The sequence below is a fragment of the Sinimarinibacterium arenosum genome (genome assembly GCF_005047655.1).
Lineage (GTDB): Bacteria > Pseudomonadota > Gammaproteobacteria > Nevskiales > Nevskiaceae > Solimonas.
Map to the genome: position 1 here is coordinate 387,080 of NZ_SUKF01000005.1, position 14,825 is coordinate 401,904.

The 14,825-nt window shown below is 63.6% G+C and carries 17 protein-coding genes; all 17 read right to left on the reverse strand.

Annotated elements, in window-relative coordinates; all coding sequences use genetic code 11:
• Position 1 precedes the first annotated feature (1 nt).
• Positions 2-2,338 (reverse strand): carbamoyltransferase HypF, encoded by a 2,337-nt coding sequence (hypF, locus tag E4T66_RS12730; protein WP_136849421.1) that lies wholly within the window; start codon positions 2,336-2,338, stop codon positions 2-4.
• 26 nt (positions 2,339-2,364) lie between these two features.
• Positions 2,365-3,327: a hydrogenase nickel incorporation protein HypB gene (hypB, locus tag E4T66_RS12735; RefSeq protein ID WP_136849422.1), complete on the reverse strand. Its 963-nt coding sequence runs from the start codon at positions 3,325-3,327 to the stop codon at positions 2,365-2,367.
• Positions 3,328-3,377: 50 nt separating this feature from the next.
• Positions 3,378-3,722, reverse strand: a complete 345-nt coding sequence (hypA, locus tag E4T66_RS12740) for a hydrogenase maturation nickel metallochaperone HypA (protein ID WP_136849423.1) — start codon at positions 3,720-3,722, stop codon at positions 3,378-3,380.
• Between the two features lies 1 nt (position 3,723).
• Positions 3,724-4,248: a [NiFe]-hydrogenase assembly chaperone HybE gene (hybE, locus tag E4T66_RS12745; protein WP_169577605.1), complete on the reverse strand. Its 525-nt coding sequence runs from the start codon at positions 4,246-4,248 to the stop codon at positions 3,724-3,726.
• Positions 4,248-4,460, reverse strand: coding sequence for a rubredoxin (locus E4T66_RS12750; RefSeq protein WP_136849425.1), 213 nt, complete (start codon positions 4,458-4,460; stop codon positions 4,248-4,250). Before E4T66_RS12750 ends, hybE begins: the two co-directional genes overlap by 1 nt.
• Before the next feature lie 118 nt (positions 4,461-4,578).
• A complete protein-coding gene (locus E4T66_RS12755) occupies positions 4,579-5,436 on the reverse strand; it encodes a hydrogenase expression/formation protein (RefSeq protein WP_169577606.1) in 858 nt (285 codons plus the stop codon).
• A gap of 13 nt (positions 5,437-5,449) precedes the next feature.
• Positions 5,450-5,968, reverse strand: a complete 519-nt coding sequence (locus E4T66_RS12760; RefSeq protein ID WP_169577607.1) for a thioredoxin domain-containing protein — start codon at positions 5,966-5,968, stop codon at positions 5,450-5,452.
• Positions 5,969-6,004: 36 nt separating this feature from the next.
• The gene (locus E4T66_RS12765; RefSeq protein ID WP_136849428.1) at positions 6,005-6,319 is read right to left on the reverse strand and encodes a HypC/HybG/HupF family hydrogenase formation chaperone; all 315 of its coding nucleotides are present in this window, start codon (positions 6,317-6,319) and stop codon (positions 6,005-6,007) included.
• Positions 6,320-6,323: 4 nt separating this feature from the next.
• Complete coding sequence (locus E4T66_RS12770) at positions 6,324-6,926, reverse strand: HyaD/HybD family hydrogenase maturation endopeptidase (protein ID WP_136849429.1); 603 nt, start codon at positions 6,924-6,926, stop codon at positions 6,324-6,326.
• 156 nt (positions 6,927-7,082) lie between these two features.
• A complete protein-coding gene (locus tag E4T66_RS12775) occupies positions 7,083-7,370 on the reverse strand; it encodes a HigA family addiction module antitoxin (protein ID WP_211242895.1) in 288 nt (95 codons plus the stop codon).
• Positions 7,371-7,454: 84 nt separating this feature from the next.
• The gene (gene cybH, locus E4T66_RS12780) at positions 7,455-8,129 is read right to left on the reverse strand and encodes a Ni/Fe-hydrogenase, b-type cytochrome subunit (protein WP_211242905.1); all 675 of its coding nucleotides are present in this window, start codon (positions 8,127-8,129) and stop codon (positions 7,455-7,457) included.
• Positions 8,130-8,190: 61 nt separating this feature from the next.
• On the reverse strand, positions 8,191-9,978 hold the full coding sequence (locus E4T66_RS12785) for a nickel-dependent hydrogenase large subunit (protein ID WP_136849432.1): 1,788 nt from the start codon (positions 9,976-9,978) through the stop codon (positions 8,191-8,193).
• 2 nt (positions 9,979-9,980) lie between these two features.
• Positions 9,981-11,066, reverse strand: a complete 1,086-nt coding sequence (locus E4T66_RS12790; protein WP_136849451.1) for a hydrogenase small subunit — start codon at positions 11,064-11,066, stop codon at positions 9,981-9,983.
• A 197-nt stretch (positions 11,067-11,263) separates the two neighbouring features.
• Positions 11,264-12,115 (reverse strand): hypothetical protein, encoded by an 852-nt coding sequence (locus tag E4T66_RS12795; RefSeq protein ID WP_136849433.1) that lies wholly within the window; start codon positions 12,113-12,115, stop codon positions 11,264-11,266.
• A gap of 322 nt (positions 12,116-12,437) precedes the next feature.
• Complete coding sequence (locus E4T66_RS12800) at positions 12,438-13,862, reverse strand: tetratricopeptide repeat protein (RefSeq protein ID WP_136849434.1); 1,425 nt, start codon at positions 13,860-13,862, stop codon at positions 12,438-12,440.
• A gap of 4 nt (positions 13,863-13,866) precedes the next feature.
• Complete coding sequence (locus E4T66_RS12805; protein WP_211242897.1) at positions 13,867-14,523, reverse strand: energy transducer TonB; 657 nt, start codon at positions 14,521-14,523, stop codon at positions 13,867-13,869.
• Positions 14,524-14,525: 2 nt separating this feature from the next.
• A partial coding sequence (locus tag E4T66_RS12810; RefSeq protein ID WP_136849435.1) for an ExbD/TolR family protein occupies positions 14,526-14,825 on the reverse strand: 300 nt, incomplete at its 5' end.

Here is a 14,825-nt window from a genome sequence, read left to right on the forward strand (position 1 = left end):
TTCAGTCCTTGAATGTGGCGCGCTGCGCGACCCACGCCTGCCCCAGCGACAGCCCCCCGTCGTTGGGCGGCACACGCTGCGCTTGCAACAGATGCAGACCGGCTGCGGCCAGACGCTGATGCAGCCTTGCACTCAGACGCAGATTGAGAAAACAACCTCCGGCGCCGGCCACGCGGTCGATGCCGTGCTGCCGTGCCGCCCGCACCAGCCAGTCGGCCAGGGCATCCGCCAGCGCGGCGTGGAATCGCGCAGCGCCTCGTGCTGGATCTTTTTCTTCGACCAGCTCGGCCAGCAGCGGCAACAGATCAAGCGTGCCGTCGTCACCGCGCCGCGCCTGCGGCAACGGCGTTCGCAACGCATCAGCCGGCGCCTGTGCGGCGAGCGCTTCGAGCATCATCGCGGCCTGCCCTTCGTAGTTCGCCTGGAGACACAGCCCCAGTAATCCGGCTGCGGCGTCGAAGATGCGCCCCAGACTCGAACTGCGCGGCGCGTGAATATCACGCGCCAGCATCTGCGTCAGCGTTGCCGCGGCCGGCTGTCCGGAAAATCGGTGAACAATCAGTGCGCCGAGACCGAGCTCGTGGAGCGCGCTGGCCGCCATGCGCCACGGCTCTCGCGCAGCGCGGTCACCGCCCGGCAACGCCAGCGCTCGAAGATGTCCCAGCCGCTGCATCCGTGCGCCGTCCACCCGGATCAGCTCACCGCCCCAGGCACTGCCGTCGTTGCCCAAACCGACGCCGTCCAGTGCCAGCCCCAGTACCGGCGCATCGATCCGATGCTCCGCCAGCACGGCGGCAATGTGCGCATGGTGATGCTGGACCGCGATGGCGGGAACGCCCAGGGTCTGCGCCATCCGTACCGCAAGTTGCGAGGAGTAGAAGTCCGGATGCAGATCGTGCGCAATCGCTGCCGGCTGCACGGCCAGCGTCGCACACAGATGCGTTACCGTCTCATCCAGAAAGCGGCAGGTCGCGGCGTTGTCGAGGTCGCCGATGTGCTGCGACACGAAGGCCTCTGCGCCGCGGGTGACACAGACCGTGTTCTTGTACCAGGCCCCGTAGGCCAGCACCGGGGGCGTTGATCGCGTCAGTGCGATTGCCAGCGGCGTGTACCCGCGCGCACGGCGCAGAAAGCGGGGGCCGTCGATGGTGGCGCGCAGCACCGAATCGTCGCAGCGCACCACGATGTCGCGGTCGTGCAGCAACCAGCCATCGGCGATGTCATCCAGCCTCGCACGCGCCTCGTCGTTGTCGCGCACCAGCGGTTCGCCACCGGGGTTGGCGCTGGTCATCACCAGCAGCAAGTCCTGCGGTCGCGCGAGCCAGCCGGTGCCGGCAGGGCGTCCGGCTGCTTCGTGGAACAACAGGTACTGCAGCGGTGTGTACGGCAGCATCACGCCAATCTGCGCCAGACCCGGCGCCACATCGGGCAGCTGCAGGTCGGTCGCTGCAATCTTGTCCAGCAACACAATCGGTCGCTCCGGACTTTGCATCAGCGCCTGCTGCGCGACATCGACATCGGCAAACGGGCGCAGCGACTCGACATTCGCCGCCATCAGCGCAAACGGCTTGGCGTCGCGCTGCTTGCGTCGGCGCAGACGCGCCACGGCGTCGGCGTTACGGGCGTCGCAGACCAGATGAAAGCCGCCGAGTCCCTTGACCGCGAGAATCTGTCCGGCCCGCAGGCTGTGCAATGCCTCGGCGATGGCGTCATCGGCGTCGAACCGCACTGCATCGCGCTCGAACCAGACGCGCGGACCGCAATCGGCACACGCGGTCGGCTCGGCGTGAAAGCGGCGGTCGCCGACATCGGCGTATTCCACCGCGCACGGCGGGCACAGCGTGAAGCGCGCCATCGACGTCTGCGCGCGGTCATAGGGCAATGCGCGCGTGATCGTGTAGCGCGGACCGCAGTGGGTGCAGTTGATGAAGGGATAGCGATAGCGGCGGTCCTGCGGATCAAACAACTCCTGCAGGCACGCCGGGCACACGCCGCTGTCGGGTCCGATCGCCGTGGCAACCACCCCGGCCTGACTCTCGACAATCGCAAAACCATGGCCACCGCGCACACGGACACGCCGCGAGCGGATGGTGTCGATCCGCGCACGCGGCGGTGCCTCATGTCGCAGCGCGGCGCGAAAGCCCTGGATTGCGGCGGGCGCACCTTCCACCTCGATGCTGACGCCGGCGCCGTCATTGCGCACAAAGCCGGCCAGACCGCCACGTTGGGCCAGCGCGTATACGAAGGGACGAAAGCCGACGCCCTGAACGATGCCGCGCACCCAGAAGCGCTGCCGGGTGACGGCAGGCACTGCGGCAACGTTCGGCAGCGTGGTCATGTCCAAGGGTCCGGGCTCGCGCGGACTCAGCCCTGTGCTGCCACCGCGGGTTCACGCCCGGCGCTGAATGTCGTGGAGCCGTGGTCGGCCTGCGCACGCTGGCGACACGACGCGGCAGCACCCTGACGCAGCCACGCCAGCCACTCATCAAAACCTGCACCGGTCGTCGCCGAAACCTGGATCACCTGCAGGCGCGGATTGACCTGCAGGGCCGCCGCCAGCGCACGCTCGACATCAAAACTCAGATAGGGCAACAGGTCGATCTTGTTCAGCAGCATCAGATCGGCGGCGCGGAACATGTCGGGGTACTTCAGCGGCTTGTCTTCGCCCTCGGTCACCGACAGGATCGCAACCTTGTGCGCCTCACCCAGATCGAACGACGCCGGACACACCAGATTGCCGACGTTCTCGATCAACAGCAGCGAATCGTCTGGCGGATTCAGTCGCTCGATCGCATCGCCGACCATCTGTGCATCGAGATGGCAACCCTTGCCGGTGTTGATCTGGATCGCGCGCGCACCGGTGGCGCGGATACGCTCGGCGTCGTTGGTCGTCTGCTGATCGCCCTCGATCACGGTGGTGGTCAGCGAACCGCCCAGCGCCTCGATCGTGCGCACCAGCAGGGTGGTCTTGCCCGATCCCGGACTCGAGACCAGATTGATCGCGAAGATGCCGCGCTGCTGCAGCTGTCCGCGATTGGTTTCCGCATAGCGGTCGTTCTTGGACAGGATGTCCTGTTCGATCTGCACCATGCGCGCCTGACTCAGGCCCGGCGCGTGTGCGTGTGCCGGCCCGTGCCCGAAGTGCAGGTCGCCGCTGCCGTCACGCCCCGCTATCTGCGCGTGGGAATGGTCATGGTCATGCGAATGATCGTGCGCATGCACGCTGCCGTCGGCATGCCGATGAACCGTGGGACGGAGATCGGCCTGACCGGCCGCAACCCCCTCGATCCGGATTTCACCGGAACCACATCCGCAGACGTTGCACATGATGAGTCTCGCTCCGTGATTTCTTCATGTCTGACCTTCGTACGGGTCAGTTACTGCTCAATTTGCATCTCTTTGACCCGCATTTCATTGCCCTGGATCAACTGGAGCTGCCCCGACCCGCACTGCGGGCATGGGTCGTATACCGCCTCCAGCGGCACCGCCTGCTCGCATTGCATGCAGTACGCCTGCCCCGGCAACTCGACCCATTCCAGCCGCGCACCTTCGGCGACCGAGCCGCGAGTCACCGCCTCGAAACAGAAGCTCAAGGCCTCCGGCACCACGGTGGACAGCTTGCCGATCTCCAGCACGACCAGACTCACGCGCCGCGCACCCTCACGCTTCGCGGTGTCCTCGACGATCTGCAGCACCCCTTCGGCCAGCGACATCTCGTGCATCTCATGGGTCCGCCGTTGACGCGGCAGACAATCGACCATGCAGCAGCTCGCGGCGGGACACCGGCCCGGTTGCAACGTCGCTCTCCAGATCCGGCGGCTGGAACAGTGCCAGCATCACCGCCTGTGCGGTTTCGACAGCCGCGTCCTGCGTCGGAAATTCCAGCGCGGGAGAGAACAGCGAACAGGTCTGATACGGCCCGATTGCGTCATCTTCGAGTCCGTAGAACGCATAGCTTGCCGATGGCAGCGTCCAGTGTTGTTGCTCATCGCTGCCCAGCCGACGGAAGCCGTCGTCGCTCTGCACCGCATCCGCACCGACCGTATCGGCGCCGGGTAACAGCAGCAAATTGATCGACCACGGCGTGATCAGCACGCCGATGCGGACCGAGCCCCAGTCGCGCAGACCCACCAGCTGCACGGACAAGGCCGCATTCGACAGCGGGAAATCGCGCATCCGCGTCTGCGCAATGCGGACAAACGCCGACTCGACCCGCTCGCGGACCTGAGCCAACGTCGTCGACGCCATCATGCCGCCTCGTCCAGCATCATGAATTTGTGCTGCGGGGCGTCGCAATTGGGGCAGGTCCAGTAGTCCGGCAGCTCGGTAAATGGCGTGCCCGGCGGTATCTGCCAGACCGGGTCGCCCTCGGCCGGATCATAGACGTGCCAGCAGACGCCGCATTCAAAGCGCGCCTGCGGCGGCGCCTCCCGGGTTCGATCGCTGATGTTCTGATCCATGTCCGTCACCTGGTCCTGGGGCCGCCGCAGCAAGGGCTGCTTGCGGTGCCGGCCCGATGGAAAGGATGGCGTGCCGATCGTCGCACACCGCAGCGCACAGCCAAAGCCTGCATCCGCATCAGTGGGCCGAAAGCACACCGATCAGATCATGCATGCGCTCCAGAGAATCGCGCCAATCCTCTTCTGCCGCCAGCGCCACTTCCGGGATGTCCACGACTTCCAGCGTATTGAGAATCAGCTTGTCCATGCCGTTGAAGTACTGCACCCACCACGTGTCCCGCAGCGCGGTGGACGTGATGCGGCACTTGCCGTAGCCGCGTGACAGCAGCTTTGCCGTACCGGCACCGAGCGACGCGCCGAGAAACTGCAGATCCGGCGGTGTCAGCGGCAGCAGCGTCAGGTTGATCACATGCGCCGGAGCACCGTCGGCGGACGCCGCACTGGCCGACTTCAGCTCGGACAGCACCGCAGGGGAATTCATCGCGCCCTCCGGCAGCGCCGTCTCGGGCAATTCCCCGGTTGTGCCCGCGCGCGCCATGCGGATCACCCGCGGCGGGATCGCACAGGCCTCGATCGCATCCTCGATGCGGGTGCCATCGGCGTCCTGGCGCAGCACCCGCCACACCCCGGCAAAAGCGGTTTCCTGAATGCGGGTTTCGCCATCGTCATCCTGCAGCAGCACCGAGACTTCGCCCTCGCCGAAGGCATCGGACAGGGCGTCCAGCGTCTCCAGCTCCAGCCCCAGCAGATCCAGCCGTACCGCTTGCGTACGCGAGTAGCCGTGCCGACGCATGCGCTCCAGCAGCTCACCCAATTGCGCGCAGACAGCCTTGGACAAAACGGCATCAGACTCGATGTCGAGTTGCGGCACGCGGTAGACGTTCATGTCGGTCGGCATCTCCAGACACTCCGGACCGGCCTCGACTGTTTGCGAGCCGGGGCCCAGCGTGACCACCGGAATCGGGAATTCCTTCATGACGTGTGTCCCCTCAATGACAGGCAGTGGAACCTGCAGTGACCACAGCGATACCGACCGTGGGCGCGCGGCTGACCGGCTTCTGGCTGGCGTCGACCAGCGTCTGGCGATAGACATCCCAATCGCACAATCCCTCAAGTGCGTCGACGTAGGTCTGCGCGTCACCGCCGCGCTGGAACACCAGTGCGGGATACCGTCGCACGCCATAACGCACCGCCAGCTTGGCCGAAGCCACCGGATCGGCAACGCCGACCTGCAGTGGCGTCGGGCTGCACTTGAGCAGCTCCGGCAGGATCACCAGCAGATCCCATGATTCCGGATTGTTGCGCGGATCGGCCGTCAGCAGCAGCACGCTGTTGCCTTCGGCGTTGTCGAATTCGGCAACATTGCCGGGATCGACACGGATGAAACCGCGTTCAGCCACCAGCTGTTCGATCCGCTGCAACAACGGCATCGTCGATTCGGCCGGCTGCAGAACCTGCTGGAACATCTGCAGTTCAGGGGGCGTGTCTGAGACGGGGTCATCGTTCATGTTCATTTCCTCCATGTCGTCTGCGCTGCAGTGGCATCAGCGCTGCGGGCGCAGATGCGGCGGCAGTTGGGGCTCGCGGCCGATCAGGTCGGCAAACGCGGCATCAACGCTGGCTCCGGCTGACGGATCGCCGGCCAGCACGGCATCCAGCGCCTGCAGCGCGTCACCGATACTCTGTGCACGCTCTGCATCAAGAATTTCGCGCGCGGCCCCCAGAAACGTCAGCAGCCAGTCTCCGCGACTCACCGGACCAACCAGCATCACGTCGACCCAGGCATGACCGTCGCGGCCCGCGCACCAGGCGCGCAGTCCCTCGACCTTTTCAACCTGCATGGGAATGCCGATGCACATCGTCTTACTGTGGCCGGAAGCGCATATCGCCGTGACGCCAGGCCTCGGACTCGTCAGGCCGGCCGGACTCGTAGCGGTCGAGCGCGAGGGCATGATCGGAGCGGCCTTCGGCCGCGTTCATACGCGGGCGCCCCTGCACACCCCAGACAGCCAGGCGCTGCAAGGCCAGCTCCAGCGCCGGCGCGATCTGTGCGCGGACCGGTTCACGCAGACTGCCGCCGTAGTCGTCTAGTTCGACCGGCTGCACACCAACCAGGGCCAGCTCTGGACAACGCCCCAACAACTCGGCACACGCCAGAACCTCCTGAAAGCCGGTCTGATGCAGGCTCATCTTCTTTGCGCCCATGAAGCGTGGAACCTCGGCACCTTCGATCAGCTGCAAGGTGCCCGGCGGCAGTCCCCAGTCGATCGCATCGAACACCAGCATCTTCCGGGCCTGCTCCACATAGGGCAGCAGATAGAGCCCCTGAGTACCGCCGTCGAGCAGGCAAACGTCGTCGTCGAAACTCCAACCCGCGTCCAGCGCCTCGACACAGCGCACACCAAAGCCTTCATCGGCCCACAGCAGATTGCCGATGCCCAGAATCAAGATGGAGTGCGACACGATTCCCCCCAGGACTCGTTGTAACGCTTACCGTTACTCAAGCAGCGTGCCAGTTCAGTGCCGATTTAATTTCTTATGTTTATCAGCAGCTTGTGAATTCCGCCGGTAAACATCTGGCGCCGGATGACAAGACGCTTACCACCCTGCAAGCAAGTCCGGTCAGCGACTTTCCGCACCGGCGTAGCTACGCCAGGCCTGATGGATGTCCCAGGCCGCCTGCAGGCGCAGCCAGAATTCAGTCTCGGTTCCGAAGTACAGCGCCAGCCGCAGTGCGGTGTCGGCACTGATCGCGCGGCGCCCGTTGACGATCTCGTTGAGACGGCGGCGCGATATGCCGAGATCACGCGCCAGCGCGTCCTGACTCACCCGCGCGGGCCGTAGAAACCGGGTCAACAGAAAACGCCCCGGATGCATCGTGCGCCGCGGCAGCCGCAGTACACGTTGCATTCGGGGCGCAAGGCGCTCTTGCTGCAAGCCTTCGATCATGGAGGCCGTTGCCGGCTCAATGGCACGCTGAGCCGACCGTCAACGCTAGTCCTTGAACATGCGCCAGCCGGAGATCATCGTGGAAACGATCGACTGCCGGCTGACGATATCCTCGCGGACCGCAGCGTAGATGTGCACGATCACAAACGTCACCAGGACCCACATGCCCAGGTGATGCAGCGAATGCACTTGCTGGCTGCTGCCGATCAGCGGGATCACCCAACCGAAAAAGCGATCGGCCCACGAACCCGCCTGCGCGCCCTCACCGTATAGCGCGAAACCGGTACAGATCATGAAGAAGGTCCCGAGCGTAAACAGGAAGAACATGGCCAGTTGCGCCAGCGGGTTGTGTCCGATGTATTTCTTCGGCGCCTTCTCGATGAACAGATACCAGCGCAGCTCGAACAGTACCTCGGACCACCATTTCTTCGACCAGAACGGCAGGATGAATAATTGATGCGAGTGACTGTTGCCAACGAAGGCCCAGTAGATGCGAACGGCCCAACCGATGGCCATGACGTACCCAGCGGTGAAGTGAGCGAAACGGATGTAGCCCATCAGGAAGTTGTTGCTGGCCTCCCCCGGCACGCTCGGCAACGGGTACGCGATCAACAGTCCGGTCGCGACCAGCACGGTGATCGACAATGCATTGATCCAGTGCCACAGCCGCAAGGGTGCTTCATAGACATAGACGGCCTTGATCAGCTGGGCCCGGCCCATGTACTGCTGGTTGGTTTCTTCGGTGAACACGTGCGCTCTCCCGATATCGGTAACGCCGCCTTCAGCGGACCTGTACCTTGGACATCTCGACACCGTCAGCCGACATCACATGCGTCGAGCACGCCAGGCAGGGATCGAACGAATGCAGCGTGCGCAGGATCTCCAGCGGCTCGTCCGCCTTGACCAGCGGCGTATTCATCAGACTGGCCTCGAATGCGCCAATCTGACCCTTGTGATCGCGCGGCGAACCGTTCCAGGTCGTCGGCACAACCGCCTGATAATTGTCGATCTTGCCGTCCTTGATCTTGATCCAGTGGGCGAGCGCGCCCCGTGGCGCTTCAGTGAAGCCGGCACCCTGACATTCCTTGGGCCAGCGTGACGGCTCCCACTTGTCGACATTGGCGGTCGCGGTGTCGCCGGCTTTGCAGTTTGCGATCAGCTTGTCGTAGAAGTGCTTGAGCTTGTCCGCGGCCCACTGCGCCTCGAGGCCGCGTGCAGCGGTGCGACCCAGCGTCGAAAACAACGCCGGCAGCGGCAGCCCAAGGTCGGTCAGCACCTTTTCGACCGGCTCCTTGAACTCCGGCTTGTTCTGCGCGTAACCGATGATGTAGCGCGCCAGCGGACCGACCTCCATCGCATTGCCACGCCAGCGCGGCGCCTTGATCCACGAGTACTTTCCTTCCTCGTCGATCGCCTCGATGTTGGTCTTGGTGCCCTTGGTCTTGGCGCCCAGCGTGAAGTTCGGCTGGGTCACCCCGTCGAAGGGATGCAGCCCCTTGGTTTCGTCGGCATAGCTGTACCAGCTGTGCGTGACGAATTCCTGGATCTGCTCCGGATCCTTCAGATCGACTTCGTGAACTTTCGACAAATCGCCATTGATGATCGCCCCGCGCGGCAGCAGCAGATTGGCTGCGGAATGATCGTTGGCGTTTTCGGGAATGTCGCCATAGGACATCACTGCCTGCGACGACAGTCCGCCGCCGTAGGTCCAGTCCTTATAGAAGCTGGCGATCGCCAGCAGGTCCGGCAGATACACCTTGTTGATGAACTCGATCGAGTCATTGATGATCTTGCCGACCATGTTCAGGCGCTCGATGTTGATCGCGCCGACCGCGCCGACATCGTCGAGGTTGATCGCGCACGGCACGCCGCCGACCAGCCAGTTCGGATGCGGATTCTTGCCGCCGAAGATCGTGTGGATCTTGACGATCTCCTTCTGGAAATCCAGCGCTTCCAGATAGTGGGTCACTGCCATCAGATTGGCTTCCGGCGGAAGCTTGTACGCCGGACTGCCCCAGTAGCCGTTCATGAACGGCCCAAGCTGTCCCGACTCGACAAACTTCTTCAGGCGATTCTGCACGTCGCGGAAATAGCCCGGTGACGAATTCGGCCAGGAGCTGATGCTCTGCGCCAGCGCCGAAGTGGCCTTGGGGTCAGCTGACAGCGCCGACACCACATCCACCCAGTCCAGCGCATGCAGGTGATAGAAGTGGACCAGATGGTCATGCACCTGCAAGGTCAGCTGCATGATGTTGCGGATGCTGTTGGCGTTCTCCGGAATCTGGATGCCCAGGGCATCCTCGACCGCGCGCACCGAAGTCAACGCATGCGTGCCGGTGCAAACGCCGCAGATGCGCTCGGTGAAGGCCCAGGCATCGCGCGGGTCGCGCCCCTTCAGAATCACTTCGAGACCACGCCACATGGTGCCGGTCGACACCGCATTGCGGATGATGTTGTTCTCGTCAAGATTGACCTCGACGCGCATATGGCCTTCGATGCGGGTGACCGGATCGACGACGACGCGCTTTCCGGAGTTGTCGAGATTGAAGCCTTGGGTTTCATAAGCCATGGTTAGCCCTCCCCATGCTGATTCTTCGCGTCGGGCTGATGCCGGGCACGCTTGAGTGCCGTCACCGCCGCGTGCGCCGCAACCGCCGCGCCGGCAACTCCGGCGACCGTGCCGCCGACCTTGTCGGCATTGGATTCGATACCGAACTGCTTGATGTCGGTGACGCGGTCGTAGAACGAACCCTTGTCCCAGAACCCATCTTCGGAGCAACCGATGCAGCCATGGCCGGACTGGATCGGAAACGACACACCTTCGTTCCAGCGCACCGTCGAGCAAGCGTTGTAGGTGGTCGGCCCCTTGCAGCCCATCTTGTAGAGGCAGTAGCCGCGACGTGCGCCCTCGTCATCCCATTCTTCGACAAACTGGCCCGCATCGAAGTGCGGACGGCGATAGCACTTGTCGTGAATGCGCTGTCCGTAGAACATCTTCGGACGCCCCTGACGATCAAGCTGTGGAATGCGATCGAACGTCAGCATGTAGGTGACAACGCCAGTCATCACTTCCGGAATCGGCGGGCACCCCGGCACCTTGACGATGGGCTTGTCGGTGATGACCTTGTGAATTGGCGTTGCCTGGGTGGGATTGGGCTTGGCCGCCTGCACACAGCCCCACGATGCGCAGGCGCCCCAGGCAATGACCGCCTTGGCGTCCTTGGCGACATATTTGAGCTTGTCGATGAACGGCTTGCCGCCGTGAATGCAGTACATGCCGTCTTCATTCAGCGGCGGATTACCCTCAACCGCGAGAATGTAGTTGCCCTTGTACTTGGTCATGATCTCTTCAAAGATCGCTTCAGCCTGATGCCCTGCGGCGGCCATCAAGGTGTCGTCATAGTCCAGCGACAACATCGACAGCACGACATCCTTGGCCAGCGGATGTGCGGAGCGTATGAACGACTCCGAACAGCAGGTGCACTCCAGACCGTGCAGCCACAGCACCGGTGTGCGCGGCTTGGTTTCCAGGGCGTTGGCAATCTTCGGCACCGCGGCGGTGCCGAGGCCGAGTGAAGTGGCCGTGAGACTGCAGAACTTCAGAAAGCTGCGCCGGGTTACACCCTGGCGCCGCAGGACGTCATAAAAGGTCTCAATCATTGTTGGCTCTCCTCCCCGACCGGACTGGCAGTACGGACATCGACTCTTTCCATCTACCGAACAAACTGCGTGCCAGTTGATCCCGTCAAAGAAAAGCCAAACAAAACATTGAGATATAAATTTCCGGCAACGCCGGAATCGTGGCGGGTGAAAAGCTGCTTACCGCCTTGGCGTCCGCGTTAGCGCTGCACTTATCAGTGGCTGCGGACGCTGACTCGCGCCGGCACGCAGGGATCCAGGGCCAGAACCAGCGCCTCGGCCCAGGTTTTCAGTGCCGACGCATCGATAAAGCGCCGACCTTCGAACGCGGAACTCAGGATGCCGCGCGGGTGAAAGTTCCATTCCGTCGGCGCCACGATCAGGTAGTCGGCGATGCGATCGCCATCGATGACGGCGCGATGCAGTAAAGGACCGCGGGCCGTCAGGACACGCGCGACCGCGACCCCGTCGTGTACGCTAACGACATCGACCTGATCGGGTGGCATTGCATCCTCGATCAGCGCCGACAGATCCTGCTCGAGCGCGGCCAGCCGCGCGACAACACGCGCCGTCACCGCGCTGCCGCTCTCGAGCAGCGTGCGAATCACCGGATCCTCACCCCGTTCTGCCAGGGCACCGCATTCGGCAGGCTGACCGCGAAAGACCGGCGCCTGCGCGAAGTTCGCATCCCATGGCGGCAGGGCCGACAGCCATGAGCGCAGCGGCATGGTCGGCAGCGGCGTGAGTGTCGCGGGCGCGTCGCCCCGATCGATCTGCATCAAGGCCGCAAGCCAACCGTCGAAGAACGCAGCGTCGCTCAGGGCATCGACAGACGCCAGCAGTGCATGCAGATCATGCCCGTGATTCTGTTGCCGCAACGCAGCGGCCAACCTGATCGCCGCAGCCTGCAACTCGTCAGCGTTGGACGCATTACGCAGCGGCGCCGCCAGTTCGGCAAACGCCTGTCGTCGCGGTGGGCCGCCCAGAGCCTGCGGCCAGTCGATCCAGATCCGCCACAGGTGCTCGAACACACGCTCGGCCAGCACGGCGTGGAGATCGATGGCCATGCTGTCAGTGCTGCGAACACGTGCGGCGTCCACCGCAAGTCCTGCGCACAATCCCTGGGCTCGACCACAAAGAGAAAACAGCAGGCCAACCAGGGGACCGATCTGATCGGGCGTGCGTCCGATCAATACACGGGACGCACGGGGGCGACTCGAACGAATCGACGCCGCCTGAACGGTGCTGCCGTCCCAGCTCACCTCGATATCGATTTGCCCAGGCTCAATCATTCATCCGCAAAGCGTCGGCTTGGTCAGAACCCGGACACTACTGCGATCGATGCCGGGCTGCCAACGGCAGCCTCGGAACGGAGGCGTGCTACTTGGCTCAGGCCACCGGCAGAACAGTGGGCGTCAGCTGCGCCGATCCACCCACCTCGGCATCACCGGCTTCAGGCTCTGCGGTCTGAGCCGGCGCGTCTGCGCTGTCATCCGCATCGTCAGCCTGCTTCTGCTTGGGCATGCCGGAGCCATTGAGCGCCTGCTTGCGCTGGATCTCTGCGCTGACGAAGGAGACCCAGGTATTGGCCTGCTCGGCGACGTCCGGATCGCTGGCCGCACTGATGAAGGTACTCCTGGCCTGAGCCAACTTGCCGGCGTTGTACTGCGCCGTACCCAGCTGCATGCGGATCGAGCCCTTGTCGTCGATGTCGTCGGCCTTGAGCGCGTGCTCGAAGGCTTCGGTGGCCTGGGCGTAATCGCCGGTCTCGTTGTAGGCCTGACCCAGATACACATAGTGCTTGGACTGCCCGCTGGTCTCGGCCAGTTTCTTCAGCACCGGGATCTGCTGGTCGTATTCCTTGGCCATGCTCAAGGCCTGCGCATACAGCTGCAGGTTCTCGACGTCCGGTTCGATGACCTTTTGCTTGAAGGCTTTGGTCAGCAGTTCCACCGCCGGGTACGGCGCTTCCTGCGCCAGATACAGCCGCGCCAGATTCAGCTGGTCCTGCGGCTTGCTGACCATGCCGCCCTGATACGCGGCGTGCAGCGTCGCCAGCTGCTGCTTCTGATCGCCCATCAGCCCGTACATGCCCGACAGCTGCAGCCAGTAGGTCTCCTTGGGGTAGTAGGCCACCAGCAGTTCCAGCACCTTGGCGGCTCTGGGATAGTTGCCCAGCTCGTAGTAGGCGGCTCGCAGCAGCGCCAGCCAGTTCTCCTTGGGCTGGACCTGGCGTTCCTTGGCCTTCTTCAGACCCGCCAGCACCGCTTTTTCAGTCTTTGAGTAGTCGCCGGTCTGGTAGTACGCCTGCGCCAGCAGCATGTACGCGTCCGGCTGCGGGTCCTGCGCCTGCTTGAACCACTCACCCAGGATCTGGATCGCAGTCTTGTAGTCTTCAGTCACGAAGTGCAGCTGCGCCAGTGCAAACAAGGTCGTGCTGCGCATCGCTTCCGGCAGGTTCTCCTGCTTGAGCACCTGTTTGTAGGACTCGATCGCCTTGGGCGTGTTGTCCATGGCGTAGTACACCGCCGCCATGAAGTTCCAGTACGTCGCCTTCTCGTAGTCGTTGAACTTGGCATACCCCGACTGCATGCCCTGCATCAGGTCCAGCGCCTGCTGATACTGCTTGGCATCAAACGCCTGCTGCGCTGCTTCCAGCTGCTTGTAGACCTTCTGGCTCAGCGTCTGCGTCAGCTTGGTCGGCGGCTTGACCGGCTTTTCCTTGTCTTCGGCATGAGCGTTCAGGGACAGGCAGCCCAGGACGAGGACGGCCAGGGTCTTGAAGAGAACCGATCGGAGCGGTGATCGATGCATCACATCACTTCTCCAGCTTGAACGTGATCAGGTGCTGCACATGCGGCACCTCGACCGGTTTGCCGTTGTCGACCCGCGGCTTGTACTTGAACTTCAGCACCGCCTTCTGCGCGGCGCTGTCGAACATGCCCTGCGGTTCGGCTTCCAGCACGACCGGGTCCTTCACCGCCCCGGTTTCGGTCACGGTGAACTCCAGCAGCACCCAGCCTTCGATGCCGCGGCTGGCGGCTCTGGAGGGATAGATCGGTGCGACCTTGACGATCGGCAGGTATTCGCCGTCACTGGCCGACAGTCCAAAACCGGACTTCACTGCCACATCATTGCCAACGTTCATCGGGCCGATGTTGATCGCCCCCGCATCCGGGTTGGCGGCATCCTGCTGCTCCGGTGCCACTTCCGGCGGCGGTGCTTCCGGCTTGTCCGGCTTCTCCGGCTTGGGCTTGTCGATGTCCAGGTTCTGGTCCTTCTTGACCCGCACGAAGTCGACGATGCGTCCGCCCGGCGCCTTGGTCATCGCCTCGCGCCCCGAAGCCACCAGCTCGGCCATCAGCCAGAACAGCAGAAACGCGACGATCGCAGCGACGATTGCGCCCAGCACCATCCGCACCAGACCCTGACCCGGCGGTTTATGTCCCAGACTGGCGATTGCACTCGCTGACATGGTTACGGCTCGTTCGCGGCGATCGAGACGTTGAACACGCCGGCCTGGCGCGCCGCGTCCATCACCGCCACCAGCTTCTCGTTGGTCGACTGCTTGTCGGCCTGGATCACCACCGAGCCCTGCGGGTTCTCGGCGTGCAGCCGTTCGATGTTCGCGCGGATGTTGCGTACGTCGACTCTGCGTCGGTCGATCCAGATCTGCCCGTCCGCGGCGATCGCGATCAGGATGTTGGCCTGGTCCTGCTTGGTCGCCGTCGTGGCTTCCGGCCGGTTCACTTCGATGCCGGCTTCCTTGATGAAGCT